The organism is Enterobacter sp. ku-bf2, assembly GCF_001742765.1.
GTDB lineage: Bacteria > Pseudomonadota > Gammaproteobacteria > Enterobacterales > Enterobacteriaceae > Enterobacter > Enterobacter quasiroggenkampii.
Window position 1 is genome coordinate 1,674,113 of record NZ_MDVW01000001.1, and the last position, 20,599, is coordinate 1,694,711.

Below are 20,599 nucleotides of genomic sequence, written 5' to 3' on the forward strand. Positions count from 1 at the left end.
AATTCTCTTAGTAAACCAGTACGGCACGACGGTTTTTGGAGTAAGCCGCTTCGTCGTGACCCAGTACTGCAGGTTTTTCTTTACCGTAAGAAACGATGGAGATCTGGTCAGCAGAAACGCCTTTACCCTGCAGGTACATTTTAACAGCGTTAGCACGACGTTCACCCAGGGAGATGTTGTACTCTGGAGTACCACGTTCGTCCGCGTGACCTTCTACGGTGACTTTGTAAGATGGGTTGCTACGCAGGAAGTTAGCGTGCGCATCCAGCATCGCAGCGAAGTCAGAACGGATGTCGTATTTATCCAGATCGAAGTAAACGATGTTGTTCTGCTGCAGCTGCTGCATCTGAAGACGCGCCTGCTCTTCAGAAGACATGTTGCCATTGCCGTTCGCGTCCATACCGGTGCCGGCACCCATCATGCCTTCGCCGCTCTGGTCATTGCTGGCGTTCTTGTTAGAAGAACACGCTGCGATTGCCATTACAGGCAGAGCGATCATCAGCCCCTTCAGCACTTTGTTCAGTTGCATTTCTATGATTCCTTTAGTAATCAATTAATTATTATTTACAGATACGGCGACCAGGCAGGTGATTTTACCTGTCCATCAGTAGCCGGAATACGCGCTTTGAAACGCCCATCTGTAGAAACCAGATTCAGCACAGATCCCATCCCCTGAGAAGAGCTGTAGATTACCATCGTGCCGTTAGGTGCCAGACTTGGCGTTTCATCCAGGAACGTTGACGACAGAACTTGAACGCCACCCGCTACCAGATCTTGTTTGGCAATGTGCTGCTGCCCGCCGTTGGAGCTGACCATTACCATAAATTTACCGTCGCTGCTCACGTCTGAGTTCTGGTTCTGTGAACCTTCCCAGGTAATACGCTGCGGAGCACCGCCGTTGATGTTGACTTTATAGATTTGTGGACGGCCGGCCTGGTCAGAGGTAAACGCCAGGTTTTGACTGTCCGGGAACCATGAAGGTTCGGTGTTGTTGCTGCGACCGTCGGTCACCTGACGGATCTGGCCAGAGCCAATGTCCATCACGTACAGGTTCAGGCTACCGGTTTTAGACAACGCAAACGCCAGTTTAGAGCCATCTGGAGAGAACGAAGGCGCACCGTTGTGACGTGGGAAAGACGCCACCTGACGAACCGCACCGTTTGCCAGCGTCTGGATAACCAGCGCAGAACGGCCGCTTTCGAAGGTGACATACGCCAGCTTAGAACCGTCCGGAGACCAGGCTGGAGACATCAGTGGCTGCGAAGAGCGTTTCACCAGGAACTGGTTGTAGCCATCGTAATCAGATACGCGCAGCTCATACGGGAATTGACCACCGTTGGTCTGCACCACGTACGCGATACGGGTACGGAACGCACCTTTAATGCCGGTCAGTTTTTCAAATACCGCATCGCTGGCAGCGTGTGCCGCGTAGCGCAGGTACTGCTTGGTGACCTTGTAAGAGTTCTGGGCCAGAACGGTACCTGGTGCACCACCGGTATCCACCAGCTGCCAGGCCACGTTGTATGAACCGTCTGGATTAGGGGTAACCTGACCCACAACCACGGCATCAATACCCAGTGCAGACCATGCTGCAGGCTGTACTTCCTGCGCGCTACCCGGCTGCTGAGGCAGACGAGAACGATCTAACGGGTTGAATTTACCGCTGTTACGCAGGTCAGCCGCCACGATGCCACCAGCATCTTCAGGTGCAGCGCCAGGACCGGCCCACTGGAACGGAACAACACCGATTGGGCGTGCCGAGTCCACCCCCTGGGTGATCTCGATACGTACTTCTGCGTGCAGTACTGCTGCCCACAGCATTAAAAAACTAAATGCTACACGTAATGCCTGCTTCATCATATCTCCCTTATCCGGGTAACCTTACCCACGATAATTTAGCAGAATGTTAACAAACTCAAATAGACAAAACTACCCGAACCCTGTGACTAAACCTGGTCTATTTTTCCCCGTTTGCACGGGGAAAATGTAACTTAAGGTTTGAAGTCCAGCGGCGCATTTTTGAAGACTTCGTAGACTGCCTGCGAAGGCGGTTTAGGCATCTTCGCCTGACGCGCTGCAGCCAGGGCCGCAGTACATAAAGCCGGGTCGCCACCTTCAGACTTAATATCCAGCAGCATGCCATCCGGAGCCAGTTTTATACGTAACGTACACGTTTTACCGGTATAGGAAGACGCATCATAGAATCGGCTTTCAATAGCGGATTTAATCTGCGCGGCATAACCGTTGATTTCAGCCCCTGTCGCACCGTTACTCTTAGTGTTACCACTTCCGGTCGGCGCTGCGTTGTTTCCTTTCGCCCCACCGCCCGTTTTCGGCGCATTCTTACCGGAGCTCAAATCGCCCAGCAGATCGTCAACCCCTGCGGCAGCAGCGGCTTTTTCAGCGGCGGCAGCCTTTTTAGCAGCCGCTTTTTCAGCAGCTGCTTTCTTATCGGCAGCGGCCTTCTCAGCTGCAGCTTTTTTGTCAGCAGCGGCTTTTTCGGCGGCTGCCGCTTTTTCTGCCGCGGCTTTTTCTGCTGCGGCTTTCTCGGCAGCAGCCGCTTTCTTCGCGGCCTCGGCAGCAGCTTTCTTCTCTGCTTCCTGAGCGGCCTTCTTCGCGGCTTCCGCTTCTGCTTTCTTCTGAGCATCAGCTGCGGCTTTCTTCGCGGCTTCGGCTTCCGCTTTCTTCTGAGCATCAGCGGCGGCTTTCTTCGCGGCTTCGGCTTCCGCTTTCTTCTGGGCATCAGCAGCCGCTTTCTTCGCCGCTTCTGCCGCTAATTTCGCCTGGGCATCAGCCTGTGCTTTCGCGTCCGCTGCGGCTTTTGCTGCCGCCTCTTCCGCCTGCTTTTGCTGTTCCTGTGCTTTTTTCGCGGCCTCTTCGGCTTGTTTCTGCTGTTCTGCCTGCGCTTTCGCGGCTTCCTGCGCCTGCAAACGTTCTTTCTCAAGCTGCTTCAGACGCTCCTGCTCTGCGGCCTGCTTTTCACGCAGTTCTTCCGCTTGCTGTTGCGCCTGTTTTTCACGCTGCTCTTCAGCCCGTTTTGCACTCGCCTTCTGCTGTTGTTGGCGATTATAGTTCTGTACTACCGCACCGGGATCCACCATCACGGCGTCAATGGAAGACCCTCCACCGCCGCCGGCTGATGCATCAATATGCTCGTCGAACGAACTCCAGATCAGCGCTGCAAAAAGAATCACGTGCAGCACTGCGGAGACGATTATCGCTCGCTTAAGCTTGTCGTTCTGTTCGGTTGCCTTTGACACTATCGGTTCCCAAAAACTACGCGGATGATCAAATAGGTTGGGTCATTAAGCCAACTGACTTAACACCCGCACTATGTAGCAAGTTCAGCGCTTTAATAATTTCATCGTAGGGTACGTCTTTCGCGCCACCGATTAAGAAGACCGTTTTCGGATTTGACTCCAGGCGACGCTGCGCTTCGGCAATAACCTGCTCAGGTGGCAGCTGATCCATACGATCCTTCTCTACCACGACGCTGTATTGCCCTACGCCGGAAACTTCAATGATAACCGGAGGATCGTCATTGGTGCTCACCGCCTGTGATTCTGTCGCATCCGGCAGATCCACTTCCACGCTCTGGGTAATGATTGGCGCTGTTGCCATGAAGATCAGCAGCAGTACCAGCAGGACGTCCAGCAGTGGAACGATATTGATTTCGGACTTGAGCTCGCGACGACCTCGTCCACGCGATCTGGCCATGGTTTACCCCTTGTTGCTCTCGGTGCTGGTAAACGCCTGACGGTGCAGAATCGCAGTGAACTCTTCCATAAAGTTGTCGTAGTTCAGTTCCAGTTTGTTCACGCGCTGGTTCAGACGGTTATAGGCCATAACTGCCGGAATTGCCGCAAACAGACCGATAGCGGTCGCAATCAGTGCTTCAGCGATACCCGGTGCAACCATCTGCAACGTCGCCTGCTTCACCGCGCCCAGCGCGATAAAGGCGTGCATGATCCCCCACACGGTACCAAACAGACCAATATACGGGCTGATGGAACCGACAGTACCGAGGAAAGGAATATGCGTTTCAAGGTTTTCCAGCTCACGGTTCATGGAAATGCGCATCGCGCGCGAGGCACCTTCCACCACCGCTTCCGGCGCATGATTGTTTGCACGATGCAGACGGGCGAACTCTTTGAAACCGCTATAGAAAATTTGCTCGGAGCCGGTCAGGTTTTCACGGCGTCCCTGGCTCTCCTGGTACAGACGAGAAAGCTCAATGCCCGACCAGAACTTATCTTCAAACGCTTCAGCTTCACGGCCGGCGGCATTGAGGATACGCGTTCTCTGGATGATGATGGCCCAGGATGCGATTGAAAAACCAATCAAAATCAACATGATAAGTTTAACCAGAAGGCTTGCCTTCAGGAACAAATCAAGGATATTCATGTCAGTCACTGCTTAAACTCCGCGACAATAGACTTAGGAAGCGCACGAGGCTTCATTATGGTTGGATCAACACAAACAATCAGTACTTCAGCTGAGTTCAGTACGGTGTTCTCTGCGTTGACTATCCGCTGCGTGAAAACCAGTGAGGTCCCGCGCATTGATGTAATTTCAGTTTGGACTTCGAGCATATCGTCGAGTCTGGCAGGCGCAAAATACTCAAGCGTCATCTTGCGTACCACGAAGGCAACTCGCTCAGCCAACAGCACCTGTTGACTAAAGTGATGATGGCGCAGCATCTCTGTGCGTGCCCGTTCATAAAAAGCAACGTAGCTGGCGTGGTAAACCACACCACCGGCATCGGTATCTTCGTAATAGACACGAACCGGCCATCGAAACAGCGTTGTATTCACTTTACATCCCAGTAATGCAACAAAAGTTAGAGCTTTTAAACTTCGCTACTATACGCGCGGGAAAGATGCTTTGGAATGGGGGAAAGTAAACGGAGAGTAAATTTTTATGGGCTCGGGTAAGCCCATAACGTTAACGGACATTTCTTATTCAGAAGAAGAAGAAAATCAAACCGGCGAGTAGCACCAGATCGGCAATCAGCGGGCAGAAAATTCCCTGCCAGTGAACGGCTTTCGGACGAAAGCCCACGCCGTGGATCACACCTGCGCACACCGCCCACATAATGAGGAAGCCGTGCCAGATTTCAAGCTCGCTGGTTTTCGCTGCAAAGCGCGAAGGGTCCCAGAAGATACAACCTGCCAGCAGTAATGCCATCACTAAAGAAAGCGCCCGTAACGGGCGCTTGTCCATTACCGCGTAAAGTTTCGCGATAATATTCATCAGTGTTTTTCTTCACCCGCTTTGGTCGCTTCTACATGCTCAAGCGCCAGGGCAGTGATGACACCAAATGCACAGGCAAGAAGCGTCCCTAAAATCCATGCGAAATACCACATATTCAGCTCCTTACTTAGTACATAGAGTGGGTATTGCTTTCAATATGTTCTTTCGTGATACGACCGAACATTTTCCAGTAACACCAGATGGTGTAGGCCAGAACGATCGGAACGAACACGCATGCAACATACGTCATCAGGTTCAGCGTCATATGGCTGGACGTTGCATCCCACATGGTCAGGCTAGCATTCAGCATGGTGCTGGATGGCATGACGAATGGGAACATCGCAATACCCGCCGTCAGGATAATGCATGCCAGGGTCAGTGAAGAGAACACGAACGCCAGCGCGCCTTTTTCCAGACGAGACGTCAGCACGGTCAGCAGCGGCAGCAGCACGCCCAGCGCCGGGATCGCCCACAGCACAGGGGTATTGTTGAAGTTCACCAGCCATGCCCCCGCCTGACGCGCCACTTCTTTGGTCAGCGGGTTAGACGGTGCGGTGTGGTTGATCGCAGACGTCACCACGTAACCATCAATGCCGTACACCACCCACACACCGGCCAGCGCGAAGCAGACCAGCGTAACCAGCGCAGCAACCTGAGCCGTCGCGCGGGAACGCAGATGCAGCTCACCCACGGTACGCATCTGCAGATAGGTTGCACCCTGAGTGATGATCATCGCCACGCTCACGACACCGGCCAGCAGACCAAACGGATTCAGCAGCTGGAAGAAGTTTCCGGTGTAATAAAGACGCATGTATTCGTCCAGGTGGAACGGCACGCCCTGCAGCAGGTTACCGAACGCCACGCCGATCACCAGCGGTGGAACGAAGCTACCGATGAAGATGCCCCAGTCCCACATATTGCGCCAGCGGGTATCTTCAATCTTGGAACGGTAGTCGAAACCGACCGGACGGAAGAATAAAGAGGCCAGCACCAGAATCATCGCCACATAGAAACCGGAGAACGCAGCCGCGTAGACCATCGGCCAGGCAGCGAACAGCGCGCCGCCTGCGGTGATCAGCCACACCTGGTTACCGTCCCAGTGCGGGGCGATGGAGTTGATCATGATTCGACGCTCGGTGTCATTACGACCGAGGAAACGGGTGAGCATCCCCACCCCCATGTCGAAACCATCCGTGACGGCGAAACCGATCAGCAGAACGCCAACCAGCAGCCACCAGATAAAACGCAATACTTCATAATCGATCATTTGATGACTCCTGTCTTAGCGTGCCGGCTGAGTAGTCGCAGTGGACTGCTCGTAGTGATAGCGACCGGTTTTCAGGCTGCTTGGGCCAAGGCGCGCGAACTTGAACATCAGGAACAGTTCAGCCACCAGGAACAGGGTGTACAGACCACAAATCAGCAGCATGGAGAAGATCAGGTCGCCTGCGGTCAGGGACGAGTTCGCTACCGCCGTTGGCAGCACCTCACCGATCGCCCATGGCTGACGGCCATACTCCGCCACAAACCAGCCGGATTCAATTGCGATCCACGGCAGTGGAATACCGTACAGCGCAGTGCGCAGCAGCCATTTTTTCTCGCCGATACGGTTGCGAATCACGGACCAGAAGGACGCCGCAATGATCAGCAGCATGATGATGCCGCAGCCCACCATGATACGGAATGCGAAGTACAGTGGCGCAACGCGTGGAATCGAGTCTTTGGTTGCCATCTGGATCTGCGCTTCCGTCGCATCAGACACGTTCGGGGTATAACGCTTCAGCAGCAGACCGTAACCCAGATCTTTCTTCACGTCGTTAAACTGGTCGCGAACGGCCTGGTCGGTAGAACCGGCACGCAGCTGTTCCAGCAGCGAGTAGGCTTTCATACCGTTACGGATACGCTCTTCGTGCTGCACCATCAGCTCTTTCAGACCTGTCACCTGCTTATCAACAGAACGGGTGGCGATGATACCCAGCGCGTAAGGGATTTGAATGGCGAAGCGGTTTTCCTGCGCGTCCTGATCCGGAATACCGAACAGCGTAAAGGCAGCAGGCGCCGGCTGGGTTTCCCATTCGGCTTCGATGGCGGCCAGTTTGGTTTTCTGCACGTCACCCATTTCGTAACCGGATTCATCACCCAGAACGATAACGGAGAGGATAGCAGCCATACCGAAGCTTGCAGCGATAGCAAAGGAGCGCTTAGCAAACGCGAAGTCACGACCGCGCAGCATATAGTAAGAACTGATGCCCAGTACAAACATCGCGCCGCACACATAGCCAGAAGCGACGGTGTGAACGAATTTAACCTGAGCAACCGGGTTCAGGACCAGCTCGGCAAAGCTGACCATCTCCATACGCATGGTTTCGAAGTTGAAATCAGACGCGATAGGGTTCTGCATCCAACCGTTCGCGACCAGGATCCACAGCGCGGACAGGTTCGAACCTAATGCCACCAGCCAGGTCACCGCCATATGCTGGACTTTACCCAGACGGTCCCAACCGAAGAAGAACAGACCTACAAAGGTGGATTCGAGGAAGAATGCCATCAGACCTTCAATGGCCAGCGGCGCACCGAAGATATCCCCGACATAGTGGGAATAGTAAGACCAGTTAGTCCCGAACTGGAACTCCATGGTCAGACCGGTTGCCACGCCCAGTGCGAAGTTGATACCAAACAACTTGCCCCAGAACTTGGTCATATCTTTATAAATCTGTTTGCCGGAGAGAACGTATACCGTTTCCATGATGGCCAGCAGGAACGCCATACCGAGCGTCAGTGGCACAAACAGGAAGTGGTACATCGCGGTCAAGGCAAACTGTAAGCGCGACAGTTCGACTATATCTAACATTATGACTCCTTGCTCATCGCATGAAGACTCCGAGAGTGAACCCCATCAAAGCGATCCACACGCATGCCCCAATACAAATTATTCGCATCCTTGTCGTCGTTATTACCCTGAAGGAGGATAAAAACGATGACGTGAGGTTACAAATACGTTAATAAAAAACTCAAATTGATCCCGCAAATATAATACGCTGCAAAACCCTTACAATAAACAGGTTTTTATAGAGTCACATTTACGTTTTTCGACGGTGATCAATTTATAGCAAAATTACCACTTTTCGGCCATTTTGATCGGGGACAATTTAGCGCTTTTCAGCACCTTTTTCCAAGGATTAAACTTTGATTTAAATCAAAAACAAACCTTGATGTTAACTATGTTTAATCGTGGTAAGAATGGTAAAAACCATGTTAATGATATGTGCATGCTAAGATGTGATTGGTTATCGAAGACGGAAAAAAATATAAACAGAAGTGATTTTAATTAACGCGAAACAAAAGCCTCATTTCGATGCGCGGCAAACAATAAAGCATAGTCGGGCCGGGTTATTTTTCCACGGCATTTATGCAACCCTTCGTAATTACATTTATTTTACTTTTGTCACCCCATAACTTAACACCGCGGAGTGACTATTTAATGAAAAAGGCCGCAAACAGTGCAGCCTTTTAATGATATCAGCGATTCTCAGGCAAGAAGAAGGCTAAAGGTTCGCGACTGTCCCGGTCTGAACGCCCCGACAATCCCTTCGTCTTCACCGTGGTCCATCAGCCGTTCATTCATGTCCGTTTCGCAGCACCGCTTCACCGCCGGATTGACGGATAGCGTCGCATCACATGCGCTGGACTGTGAAGGATTGAACAGACGAAGAATGAGCTCATCACGATCTTCCGCTTTTTTGATCGCACTGAGTACGCATCCCGTTGGCGAAAGCGCTAACAGGCTGTAGCTTTCCGGCGTGGTCAACGACGCGCGATTCAACTTCATTGCATCCCAGGGGATCTTGTTATAACACTGCACCGGCGTTAACCACGATTGAGCCTGCTGCGCGACACCCGCGTTTTCCGGCGAGCCGCTGAAGCTGAAGAGGCTAAAGCGACAGCTTAGCGGACCACGCACCTGAGAGTCCGGGACCGGCATTTTGATACCAGATGGTCTGCCGGGGCGCAGGAGCAGATCTTCTTTGCCGAGTACCCCCACGCCGCGCAGCAAGGTCAGAGCAAATGCTTTTTGTTCATCGCCCACGACTTCAAATTCACGCAGCCCCTCGGTAAATAGCGCAAGCCCGTTTCGTTTTTCCTGCAGGACGGCGTAGTTCAGTAAATTCCAGACGGGAACCGGCGCTTCTTTCCACCCCTCCTCCTGCCAGTTTTGCATCGCTGCGTCCTGCACCGGGCGAGTGATCGAGCCAAACTGCGTATCCGCTAACACTTCCTCTGTCATAAACGGCGTTGGGATCAGCACGCGAACGCGGTGGTCATCGGCCTGATTATCCAGGCACACCACCACGTCAATGCGTCTGCTGTTATGGCTTAGCGTAATCTCAAATTCAGCGTCGAGATAGCCGTTTCGCTGGCGCGCCGCGCGTTCGGCCAGGTTCGCCGGAACGGCGATTCGATGGCGGATAACCGCCCTGCTCTGCCAGCCTTCATGCGTAACCTCACATTCATGCCCGCCCTGCGCGGAAGTGAGTCTCCACTCTTCCCGCGAAGGCGAGTAGTCGTACTCGTCGCCATCATCCGAGCTCTCTTCGATTTCCAGCACGCGGTCATAAACAAGCCCGGTTTCTTTGTCGCGCAGGCGCAACGTACCGTCGTCATTTACGTCAATCTGCCAGAAGGCGTTTTCAAGTAAGGATGCGGTGTTTTCCCCCGGAGAGAGTACCTTCCCGGCCACGTTAGGTTCGATAAACAGCGTACGGTAGCCCATCGCCGGCAGTATCTGGCTGAGCTGAATATCAAACTCCATAAACGGTTCGTAATTGCCGTAGTGAACAATCTGTCGGTCAATGAGGCCCGGGTCGAGCTCGCGTGCGCTGCGGATGAAATACGGGATCTCGTTGCCTTTGTCATCCCGCAGACGGAACTGGCTGGCGCGCAGTCGAATCGTGGTGTTCATCACCTCTTCACGCGGCCAGGGCATCAGGTTGAACATCACCAGCTTATCGGCATCGCTTTGCGGCATGTTGTCGACAATCTTGCGCATATAGAAACGCGCCAGGTTGTCTGCCATGTCCTCAGCCAGCTCGAAGCGGGAGACAATCTCGCGATGCACCTTGTCGCTGCAGCAGCAGCCGATGCTGTCGTGAGCGTGGTTTTTGAGGATCTCTTTCCACATTTTCTCCAGCAAGCCGTGGTGGTAGTCGAAGCCCAGCGTCCAGGCAAGCGTCGCCAGCGGCTCAAGGATATTGACAATTTTGTTCTCAATACGCGCATGGGCGATTTTGATATCCATGCGCGTGGAGCCGATGGTCCGGTGCACGCGCATGTATTTCCCGTCGATAAACTCACCTTTTAACGTCGCCAGGTCATCGCGGTGCGCGTCGATGCGATCAAAGACCTCCTCAAACCGGCTCATCACAAATTGACGCTGCGGATAGATTTCACGCAGCTTCTCCATCACCGCGAAAATGTTCTGCTGCAGCGGCATCTGGTCGTGTCCGTTGGGCAGCAAAATCGCTTTGGTGACGGACGCCTTTTCCAGAACCTCGAAATAGCTGTCGAGCCGTTTTCGCAGCCCCGCTTCGTCCTCCGGTAAGTACTTACCAATCGCGTAGCCCAGTGGCAGCACCTGTGCCGTCACTTCACTGCCGTCCTGGCTCTGCCAGAGAAATTCGGTTTTATCGGTCCCGTGGCGTTCAGAACAACCGCGCCAGAACATCGTGCGGGTAATGCCAAACCCGTTATAGATATGCGGAAGCTGGCCGGACATGCCAAACGAATCCGGCAGATAGCCGATCTTCATCGGCTCGCCGAAGGCCATACAATCCCGGATGCCGTACATCAGGTTGCGGACAATCGACTCGCCGCTCACGATCGTGGTATCGGTCTGGGTATACCAGGGGCCGATAATCAGCTTTCCACGCTCGACAAGCGCCTTCACGCGAGAGCGGTTTTCGGGCACAACGGCAAAATAATCCTCCAGAACAGCCGTCTGTCCATCGAGAACATAGTATTTGTACTCATCATCCTGCTCCAGCCGGGTCAGGATCTCTTCCATATTATTGACCAGAAGAATACGCGACTCTTCGGTGGTGAAGTACCACTCACGGTCCCAGTGCATATGCGGCGTGATATGAACGCGAGATACAGCTTTCATCTTCGTTTCCTGTTTTTGCGTTTTTACGATAAGGCGTCTTCAGTGACGTAGTTGCCCTTTTTTACCGCCAGGCGTCGCCAGAGCAGCAGAACCAGGGTGGAGATAGCGGTACCCACCAGCGCCGCGCCAAACCAGCCCGCCGCAGCAACCACACCACCCAACCCGGCATCGTGTAGTAAAAAAAGAGAGAAAATCCCGGCCCCCGGCGTAGACAACCCGATCCCCATCGCACCGACAGCCGCGCCTGTCACCATGGATCCGAGTACAAATGAGCCAATAACGCGAAGCGGATCTTCTATCGCCATCGGAATCGCCCCTTCGGTAATGCCCGCAAGGCCGAGCAGCCAGGTGGATTTGCCGGTTTCAATTTCAAACGACTTAAACAGCTTCGGTGCCAGCATCGTTGACGCCGTGACGGTGAAGGCTGAGACCATTTTGACGGAGGCAAAGATGGCATAGGGACCGTATACCCCGTTCGCCATCGCCCCCAGGCAGAACGCGTAAGAGGCTTTGTTGACCGGGCCACCCAAATCGAATGAGCACATAAACCCGAGGATTGCCCCCAGAAGCAGCGCATTCGCGCCGGACAGACCGTTAAGCCAGACGGTGAGCGTGTTATTGAGCCAGGCCACCGGTTCGCCAATCACAAACAGCATCAGGCTGCCCGCGCCCAGCACGCCAATCACCGGATAGAGATAAAAAGTCAGAAAGCCGTTGTAGCGACTACTGAGCCGGATGTGGTTTTTCACCCAGCGCATTAGATAGCCCGCGATCAGCCCGCCGACGATAGCGCCAAGAAAACCGGAGCCGATCATGTTGGCAGCCAGACCGGCCGCAAAGCCCGGCGTCAGCGCAGGTTTATCCGCCAGCGAGTAGGCGGTATAGGCCGACAGGACAGGCACCATCAAAATGCCAAGCATGCCGCCGCCAAGCTTGCGGTACATCCACAGCCACGAGTTTTCCTGGTCAAACAGGTGCTGCAGGCCAAGGATTTGCGCCAGCAGTACCGATACGGCCAGCACCGTACCGCCGGCGACGATCAGCGGCACCGCAAAAGAGATGCCGCTGAGAAGCGCCTGCTTGAGTTCAGTTTTAACGCACTTTTTCGTTTCGGTATCAACTTGCGCATGGCGCGCATGGGTAGAAGGCTTTAGCGCCAGCGCGCGCTCAATCAACGCTTCGGCATGACGCAGGGGTTCCGCAACGGGCACGGAAATGGCGGGGATCCCCTGAAAGCGCTCGCTCTCTTTGATCGCCACTTCAGCGGCAAAAATACACGCTTTCGCCTCCTGCAACTGCTGGGCAGTAATTCGCCCTTCGATGCCGTTCGCCCCCTGCTTTTCGACCACCACGTTGACGTCGAGCTTACGTCCCGCTTTCTCCAGGTACTCTGCGGCCATATAGGTATGCGCGATCCCCGCAGGACAGGCGGTGACACAGACGACGGTTGGTGCATTCACCGGCGTATCAGCCTCGTCTTCCTTCGAGACACCGTTCAGCGCATCAAGCAGATCCTCTGCCGTCTCGGCAGCCATAACGCGTCCCCGGAGGGCATCATCGGCAAGGCGAGACGTCAGCGCCGTCAGCACCTGGATATGCGTGGATCCCGCTTCAGCTGGCGGGATGGCAAGCAGGAAGATCAGCTCTACGCGTTCAGGGCCGTCCACCCCCTCCCACTCCAGCGGTTCGCGCAGCGTAGCAACCGCAAAAGCCGCTTCGTTCACCGCGTTCGATTTACCATGCGGGACAGCCAGCCCTTCACCCAGGGCGGTTGGCCCCTGCGATTCGCGACGGTAGACCTCCGCCAAAAATGCATCGCCATCTGTAATTTTGCCCAGCGCCACCAGCCGCATTGTAAGCTGGCGAATGGCCTCATCACGGCTGACATAGTGCTCCTGCACACAGACAGCACTGGTATGGGTCAGAGTCGTCAGGTTCATAAGATCCTCACACATAAGTTGTTATTGTCTGGCGGCAATTTTGGCAGGTCATACAATACATTTATGTGATCACTTTCACTAACAACGCAAATTTGTATTTAAGTTGTATTATTTACAAATTTTAAGTGGGAGGCATAATTCCATGAAAAGGTATTAGAAAGGCAGATTCGATGGGTAACAAACCGATGTACCGGCAAATAGCCGATGCGCTTCGCGAAAAAATCAGTGCGGGAGAGTTAAAGCCTGGCGATGCGTTACCGACGGAATCCAGCCTTCAGGAGGCATTCAACGTGAGTCGCGTCACGGTGAGACAGGCGCTGAAGCTGCTTACGGAAGAGCAGATCGTCGAGAGCATTCAGGGCAGCGGCACCTACGTAAAAGAAGAGCGCGTCAATTACGATATTTACCAGCTCACCGGGTTTTACGAAAAACTGGCGGACCGGAACGTGGATACCCACAGTGAGGTGAGCATTTTCGAAGTGCTGAAAGCCGATGCAAAACTTGCCGAAAAGCTGAATCTCTCTCATGACGATAAAATCTGGCACGTCAAACGCGTCCGCTTTATCAAACAAAAACCGGTAAATCTGGAAGAAACGTGGATGCCGCTAGCCTTGTTCCCCGATCTCACCTGGGAAGTGATGGAGAATTCGAAATACCACTACGTTGAGCAGATCAAAAAGCTGGTTATCGATCGCAGCGAGCAGGAGCTGGTGCCGATCATGCCGTCAGAGGAGGCGATCGCCGCGCTGTCGCTCGATCCGACAAAGCCGATCCTGGAAAAAGTCTCCCGCGGGTTTCTGAAGGACGGACGGGTATTTGAATACAGCCGCAACGTGTTCAATACCGATGATTACAAGTTCACGCTAGTCGCCAGACGCAGGCAATAAAAAAGGCCGCTTTACAGCGGCCAACCATGTCGAAACGGACATTTTTATACTGCAACGCCCCCCTTCCGGGGAGCAGAGAGGACTTACTTAATGATGGATTTCAGTGCTTCGCCGATATCCGCCAGGCTGCGAACGGTCTTCACGCCTGCGGCTTCCAGCGCTGCGAATTTCTCATCAGCCGTACCTTTACCACCGGCGATGATCGCGCCTGCGTGACCCATACGCTTGCCTTTCGGCGCAGTCACACCCGCGATGTAACCCACAACTGGCTTGGTCACGTGTTCTTTGATGTAAGCAGCGGCTTCTTCTTCCGCGCTACCACCGATCTCACCGATCATCACGATCGCTTCGGTCTGTGGATCTTCCTGGAACAGCTTCAGGATGTCGATGAAGTTAGAACCCGGGATTGGGTCACCGCCGATGCCCACGCAGGTGGACTGGCCGAAACCGTAGTCGGTGGTCTGCTTAACCGCTTCATAGGTCAGGGTACCGGAACGGGACACGATGCCCACTTTACCCGGCTTGTGAATGTGGCCCGGCATGATGCCGATTTTGCATTCGCCCGGGGTGATAACGCCTGGGCAGTTCGGGCCGATCATACGCACGCCAGCTTCATCCAGCTTCACCTTCACGGTCAGCATATCCAGCGTCGGGATGCCTTCAGTGATGGTGATGATGAGTTTGATGCCTGCGTCGATCGCTTCCAGAATAGAATCTTTGCAGAACGGTGCCGGAACGTAGATCACGGTCGCGGTTGCGCCCGTCGTTTCTACGGCTTCACGCACGGTGTTGAACACCGGCAGGCCCAGGTGGGTAGTGCCACCTTTACCTGGCGTTACGCCGCCAACCATCTGCGTGCCGTAGGCAATCGCCTGTTCGGAGTGGAAAGTCCCCTGGCTACCGGTGAAGCCCTGGCAGATAACCTTGGTATCTTTATTAATTAAAACTGACATTATTTCCCCTCCACTGCGGCAACAACCTGCTGAGCTGCATCCGTCAGACTTTTCGCTGCAATAATATTCAGGCCGCTGTCAGCCAGTTTTTTCGCGCCGAGTTCAGCGTTGTTACCTTCCAGACGCACAACCACCGGAACGTTAACACCTACTTCTTCTACCGCGCCGATGATACCGTCGGCGATCAGATCACAACGGACGATACCGCCGAAGATGTTAACCAGAACGGCCTTCACGTTGTCGTCGGAGAGAATGATTTTGAACGCTTCGGTTACGCGCTCTTTGGTGGCGCCACCGCCCACGTCGAGGAAGTTTGCTGGCTCACCGCCGTGCAGCTTAACGATGTCCATGGTGCCCATTGCCAGGCCCGCACCGTTAACCATGCAACCGATGTTACCGTCCAGCGCCACGTAGTTCAGTTCCCACTGTGCCGCCTGCGCTTCACGCGGGTCTTCCTGAGACTGGTCGCGCATTTCGCGCAGATCCGGCTGGCGGAACAGCGCGTTGCCGTCAGCACCCAGCTTGCCGTCGAGGCAGATCAGATCGCCCTGGGTCGTGATCACCAGCGGGTTGATCTCGATCAGCGCCAGATCGCGCTCCAGGAAGATGGTCGCCAGACCCATGAAGATCTTGGTGAACTGCTGAACCAGTTTACCTTCCAGACCCAGTTTGAACGCCAGCTCGCGTCCCTGGTAAGGCATTGGGCCCGCCAGCGGATCGATAGCCACTTTGTGGATCAGGTGTGGGGTTTCTTCCGCCACTTTTTCGATTTCCACGCCGCCTTCGGTAGACGCCATGAACACCACGCGACGGGAGCTACGGTCAACCACCGCGCCCAGATACAGCTCTTTCGCGATATCGGTCGCCGCTTCCACCAGGATCTGGTTAACCGGCTGGCCGTTCGCATCTGTCTGGTACGTTACCAGACGCTTGCCGAGCCAATGTTCAGCAAACGCACGAATCTCTTCTTTGCTCTTAACAACCTTCACACCGCCCGCTTTACCACGGCCACCAGCGTGAACCTGACACTTAACTACCCACGGGCCGGAACCGATTTTAGATGCGGCTTCTTCTGCTTCACGCGGGGTAGTACAGGCATAACCCACCGGTGCCGGTAAGCCATACCGGGCAAACAGCTGTTTGGCCTGATATTCATGTAAGTTCATGTGTTCTATCCATCCTTCAGGGTAATCGTTATCTTCAAACCTGTAGACCGGCGCAGCGTGTGCCGGTCCACGGGGCAGGTGATGCTAAATCGTGACTAGACGTCCAGCAGCAGACGCGTTGGATCTTCCAGCAGCTCTTTGATGGCAACCAGGAAGCCCACGGACTCGCGGCCGTCGATCAGGCGGTGGTCGTAAGAGAGTGCCAGGTACATCATCGGCAGGATCTCAACTTTACCGTCTACCGCCATAGGACGATCTTTAATGGCATGCATACCCAGGATCGCGCTCTGCGGCGGGTTAATGATCGGGGTAGACATCAGCGAGCCGAATACGCCGCCGTTGGTAATGGTGAAGTTACCGCCGGTCAGATCGTCTACGGTCAGCTTGCCGTCACGGCCTTTCACAGCCAGCTCTTTAATGTTTTTCTCGATGTCAGCCATACCCAGGGTATCCACATCACGCAGAACCGGCGTTACCAGGCCACGTGGGGTAGAAACCGCCATGCTGACGTCGAAATAGTTGTGGTAAACCACGTCATCGCCATCGATGGACGCGTTCACTTCCGGGTAGCGTTTCAGCGCTTCAACTACCGCCTTCACGTAGAAGGACATAAAGCCCAGACGGATACCGTGACGTTTTTCAAACGCGTCACCGTACTGCTTACGCAGGTCCATGATTGGCTTCATGTTTACTTCGTTGAAGGTGGTCAGCATCGCGGTAGAGTTTTTCGCTTCCAGCAGACGCTCGGCCACGCGCTTACGCAGGCGGGTCATTGGCACGCGTTTTTCGCTGCGTGCGCCCAGCGCAGGCTGTGCAGCCGGTGCTGCCGCAGGGGCTTTCGCTTCTGCCTGAGCTGGCGCTTTCGCCAGATGCTTGTCGATGTCTTCGCGGGTCAGACGACCGCCCACACCGGTGCCTTTAATGGCTGCCGGGTCAAGGCTGTGTTCCGCCAGCAGGCGACGGATCGCCGGGCTGAGGGCGTCGTTAGACTGCTCTTCCAGAGAAGCCTGCTGGCGCTGAGCCGGCGTAGAGGCTTTCTCTTCAGACTTCGCGCTGGACTCTTTGCCCGCGCTGTTGCCTTCACGCAGGCGACCCAGGATCTGACGAGAGGTGACGGTGGTACCTTCATCTTCCAGCACCGCGTCCAGAACGCCATCCGCCGAAGCCGGTACTTCCAGTACCACTTTGTCAGTTTCGATTTCTACCAGCACTTCATCGCGCTTAACGGCATCGCCTGGTTTTTTGTGCCAGGTAGCGACGGTCGCATCTGCTACAGATTCAGGCAGGTCGGGAACAAGAATATCTACGCTACTCATTATGTATCCTTTAATTAATCGACGTTCAGCGCGTCATTGACCAGATCTTGTTGCTGCTTCTGGTGAACGGACATATACCCTACCGCCGGAGAGGCGGAGGCCGGGCGACCTGCATAGCGCAGGGCTGACCCAAATGGAATCACTTCACGGAAATGATGCTGGCTGCAGTACCATGCGCCCTGGTTGAGCGGCTCTTCCTGGCACCAGACAAAATCATGAACGTGAGCGTACGGTTTCAGCGCTTCCTGCACCGCCTGGTGCGGGAACGGATAAAGCTGTTCGATACGCACGATGGCGACATCTTTCTGATCGTTCTTACGGCGCTGTTCCAGCAGGTCGTAATAAACCTTACCAGAACACATCACCACACGCTTCACGGCCTGCGGATCCAGCTCGTCAATTTCACCGATGGCTGGCAGGAAGGTACCGTTCGCCAGCTCTTCCAGGCTGGACACCGCCAGCGGGTGACGCAGCAGGGATTTTGGTGACATGACCACCAGCGGACGACGCATACCGCGCAGCGCCTGACGACGCAGCATGTGGTAAACCTGCGCCGGGGTGGACGGTACGCAAACCTGCATGTTCTGCTCAGCGCAGAGCTGCAGATAACGTTCCAGACGCGCGGAAGAGTGCTCCGGACCCTGGCCTTCATAGCCGTGCGGCAGCAGCATCACCAGGCCACACATACGGCCCCATTTCTGTTCGCCGGAGGAGATGAACTGGTCGATAACCACCTGCGCACCGTTGGCGAAGTCGCCGAACTGCGCTTCCCAGATGGTCAGGGTGCGCGGTTCTGCCGTGGCGTAACCGTACTCGAAAGCCAGTACCGCTTCTTCAGACAGCACGGAGTCCCAGACCTTGAACTGGCCCTGACCGTTGTGCACGTGCTGCAGCGGGGTGTAGGTTGAACCGTTAGACTGGTTGTGAACGACCGCGTGACGGTGGAAGAAGGTGCCACGGCCCGCATCTTCACCGGACAGACGCACAGGAATACCTTCGTCAACCAGCGTCGCGTAAGCCAGCGTTTCCGCGCCGCCCCAGTCGAACAGCTTCTCGCCTGCCGCCATGGCCTGACGGTCAGCATAAATTTTCGCTACGCGAGATTGCATCTCGATAGCGTCCGGCACGGTGCTGATGCGTTTAGCCAGCTCCTGCAGGCGCTTCATCTCCACCTTGTTCGGGTAGCTCTCATCCCACTCGTGGTTGAGGTACGGCGACCAGGTAAAGGAGTGCATGTTCATCGGGCGCAGCTCTTTCACTACGCACTCACCCGCATCCAGTGCGTCGCGGTAAAGGTTGACCATTTCGGTCGCATCTTCCAGCGTCGCCACTTTGTCGCTCTCCAGCTTGTCAGCATAGATTTTGCGCGGGGTCGGGTGTTTTTTGATTTTCTGGTACATCAGCGGCTGGGTTGCACTTGGCTCATCCGCTTCGTTGTGGCCGTGACGGCGGTAGCAGAAGAGGTCAATGAACACATCGCGTTTGAAGGTGTTACGGAAGTCCAGCGCCAGACGGGTAACGAAAGCCACGGCTTCCGGGTCATCCGCGTTAACGTGGAAGATCGGCGCCTGCACCATCTTACCGATGTCGGTGCAGTACGGGGTAGAACGCGCGTCCAGCGGGTTAGAGGTGGTGAAGCCCACCTGGTTGTTGATTACGATGCGAACGGTACCGCCCACTTCATAACCACGCGCTTTCGACATGTTCAGGGTTTCCTGCACCACGCCCTGCCCTGTGACCGCCGCATCACCGTGGATGGTGATTGGCAGAACTTTATTGCTGCTTGGCTCGTCCAGACGATCCAGACGCGCGCGCACGGAACCGATAACCACCGGGCTGACGATTTCCAGGTGTGACGGGTTAAACGCCAGCGCCAGGTGAACCAGACCGCCTTCGGTTTCGATATCAGACGAGAAGCCCATGTGGTACTTCACGTCGCCGGTGCCGAGGTGTTCTTTATGTTTGCCCGCGAATTCGTCGAACAGGTCCTGCGGTTTTTTACCCAGCACGTTGACCAGTACGTTCAGACGACCACGGTGTGCCATGCCCAGCACCACTTCACGGGTGCCGCTCTTGCCTGCGTGACGAATCAGCTCTTTCAGCATCGGCACCAGGGCGTCACCGCCTTCCAGCGAGAAGCGTTTTGCGCCCGGGAACTTCGCGCCCAGATAGCGCTCAAGGCCTTCCGCTGCGGTCAGTTCGCTGAGGAAGCGTTTTTTCTCGTCAGCCGAGAAGGTCGCGTGGCCCGCTACGGATTCGATGCGCTGCTGGATCCAGCGCTTCTCTTCGGTAGAGGTAATGTGCATGTATTCCGCGCCGATGGAGCCGCAGTAGGTTTGCTTGAGCGCGTCAATCAGATCGCCCAGCTTCATCGTGTCTTTGCCGATGGCAAAGGAACCTACGTTAAAGCTTTCCTGGAAATCGGCCTCGGTCAGATCGTGATACGCCGGATCGAGATCGGCCACACGGTCTTGTTTCCACAGTCCCAGCGGATCGAGATTCGCATGCTGGTGACCACGGAAGCGATAAGCGTTGATAAGCTGCAGGACTTTAACCTGCTTCGCATTGGTGTCAGGGTCGGAAATCGCAGAAGAGTAACGTGAGGCATCCTTCGCCAGACGACGGAAATAATCACGTGTTTTGGAATGGAATTGATCCGGTTTGACCCCTGTACCAGGCAACTGCTGGAACATGGAACGCCAGTTTGCGTCCACTGAGTCAGGATCGGTTAAGAAGTCTTCATAGAGCTGTTCTATCCAGCTCTGGTTGGCACCAGAGAGGTAAGAAGAGTCCAGCCAGGCTTTCATTGCGCCGTTCTGCATCGTGATCCCTTAAGCATTTTTATGCTTACTTTCGCCGTAGAAACTACCACGCACACCACGTGTACGTGCCGGGGTTCACCTGCGAGCTCTTTGTGGCCCGCG

General features: G+C 54.8%; 17 protein-coding genes. 1 reads left to right on the forward strand and 16 read right to left on the reverse strand.

Annotated elements, in window-relative coordinates:
- Nucleotides 1–7 precede the first annotated feature (7 nt).
- From pal to mngA, 12 genes are all read right to left on the reverse strand, one after another.
- On the reverse strand, nucleotides 8–529 hold the full coding sequence (pal, locus tag BFG58_RS08000) for a peptidoglycan-associated lipoprotein Pal (protein WP_003858578.1): 522 nt from the start codon (nucleotides 527–529) through the stop codon (nucleotides 8–10).
- A 35-nt stretch (nucleotides 530–564) separates the two neighbouring features.
- Nucleotides 565–1,857, reverse strand: coding sequence for a Tol-Pal system beta propeller repeat protein TolB (tolB, locus tag BFG58_RS08005; protein ID WP_008501103.1), 1,293 nt, complete (start codon nucleotides 1,855–1,857; stop codon nucleotides 565–567).
- A 134-nt stretch (nucleotides 1,858–1,991) separates the two neighbouring features.
- Nucleotides 1,992–3,260 (reverse strand): cell envelope integrity protein TolA, encoded by a 1,269-nt coding sequence (gene tolA / locus BFG58_RS08010; RefSeq protein ID WP_008501102.1) that lies wholly within the window; start codon nucleotides 3,258–3,260, stop codon nucleotides 1,992–1,994.
- 28 nt (nucleotides 3,261–3,288) lie between these two features.
- Nucleotides 3,289–3,717, reverse strand: a complete 429-nt coding sequence (gene tolR, locus BFG58_RS08015; protein WP_003858589.1) for a colicin uptake protein TolR — start codon at nucleotides 3,715–3,717, stop codon at nucleotides 3,289–3,291.
- A gap of 3 nt (nucleotides 3,718–3,720) precedes the next feature.
- Entirely contained in the window at nucleotides 3,721–4,413 is a 693-nt protein-coding gene (tolQ, locus tag BFG58_RS08020; protein WP_008501101.1) for a Tol-Pal system protein TolQ, read from the reverse strand.
- Entirely contained in the window at nucleotides 4,410–4,814 is a 405-nt protein-coding gene (ybgC, locus tag BFG58_RS08025; protein WP_003858593.1) for a tol-pal system-associated acyl-CoA thioesterase, read from the reverse strand. Before ybgC ends, tolQ begins: the two co-directional genes overlap by 4 nt.
- 148 nt (nucleotides 4,815–4,962) lie before the next feature.
- A complete protein-coding gene (gene ybgE / locus BFG58_RS08030; protein ID WP_008501100.1) occupies nucleotides 4,963–5,253 on the reverse strand; it encodes a cyd operon protein YbgE in 291 nt (96 codons plus the stop codon).
- The gene (gene cydX, locus BFG58_RS08035) at nucleotides 5,253–5,366 is read right to left on the reverse strand and encodes a cytochrome bd-I oxidase subunit CydX (protein ID WP_003858598.1); all 114 of its coding nucleotides are present in this window, start codon (nucleotides 5,364–5,366) and stop codon (nucleotides 5,253–5,255) included. The genes ybgE and cydX overlap by 1 nt, the downstream gene beginning before the upstream one ends.
- A gap of 14 nt (nucleotides 5,367–5,380) precedes the next feature.
- Nucleotides 5,381–6,520 (reverse strand): cytochrome d ubiquinol oxidase subunit II, encoded by a 1,140-nt coding sequence (gene cydB, locus BFG58_RS08040; protein ID WP_048226125.1) that lies wholly within the window; start codon nucleotides 6,518–6,520, stop codon nucleotides 5,381–5,383.
- A 15-nt stretch (nucleotides 6,521–6,535) separates the two neighbouring features.
- Nucleotides 6,536–8,104 (reverse strand): cytochrome ubiquinol oxidase subunit I, encoded by a 1,569-nt coding sequence (gene cydA / locus BFG58_RS08045; protein ID WP_008501098.1) that lies wholly within the window; start codon nucleotides 8,102–8,104, stop codon nucleotides 6,536–6,538.
- Between the two features lie 678 nt (nucleotides 8,105–8,782).
- Entirely contained in the window at nucleotides 8,783–11,413 is a 2,631-nt protein-coding gene (mngB, locus tag BFG58_RS08050; protein WP_069719598.1) for a mannosylglycerate hydrolase, read from the reverse strand.
- 23 nt (nucleotides 11,414–11,436) lie between these two features.
- A complete protein-coding gene (mngA, locus tag BFG58_RS08055; RefSeq protein ID WP_069719599.1) occupies nucleotides 11,437–13,353 on the reverse strand; it encodes a PTS 2-O-a-mannosyl-D-glycerate transporter subunit IIABC in 1,917 nt (638 codons plus the stop codon).
- A gap of 170 nt (nucleotides 13,354–13,523) precedes the next feature.
- Here mngA and BFG58_RS08060 point away from each other — a divergent pair, with 170 nt between their 5' ends.
- Entirely contained in the window at nucleotides 13,524–14,240 is a 717-nt protein-coding gene (locus tag BFG58_RS08060; protein ID WP_048026971.1) for a GntR family transcriptional regulator, read from the forward strand.
- 83 nt (nucleotides 14,241–14,323) lie between these two features.
- Here the strand turns inward: BFG58_RS08060 and sucD are convergent, their stop codons facing one another.
- From sucD to sucA, 4 genes are all read right to left on the reverse strand, one after another.
- Nucleotides 14,324–15,193, reverse strand: coding sequence for a succinate--CoA ligase subunit alpha (gene sucD, locus BFG58_RS08065; protein WP_069719600.1), 870 nt, complete (start codon nucleotides 15,191–15,193; stop codon nucleotides 14,324–14,326).
- Nucleotides 15,193–16,359 (reverse strand): ADP-forming succinate--CoA ligase subunit beta, encoded by a 1,167-nt coding sequence (gene sucC / locus BFG58_RS08070; RefSeq protein WP_006809579.1) that lies wholly within the window; start codon nucleotides 16,357–16,359, stop codon nucleotides 15,193–15,195. The genes sucD and sucC overlap by 1 nt, the downstream gene beginning before the upstream one ends.
- 95 nt (nucleotides 16,360–16,454) lie before the next feature.
- Nucleotides 16,455–17,675, reverse strand: a complete 1,221-nt coding sequence (odhB, locus tag BFG58_RS08075; protein WP_008501093.1) for a 2-oxoglutarate dehydrogenase complex dihydrolipoyllysine-residue succinyltransferase — start codon at nucleotides 17,673–17,675, stop codon at nucleotides 16,455–16,457.
- A gap of 14 nt (nucleotides 17,676–17,689) precedes the next feature.
- The gene (gene sucA / locus BFG58_RS08080; protein WP_008501092.1) at nucleotides 17,690–20,497 is read right to left on the reverse strand and encodes a 2-oxoglutarate dehydrogenase E1 component; all 2,808 of its coding nucleotides are present in this window, start codon (nucleotides 20,495–20,497) and stop codon (nucleotides 17,690–17,692) included.
- Nucleotides 20,498–20,599: the final 102 nt, after the last annotated feature.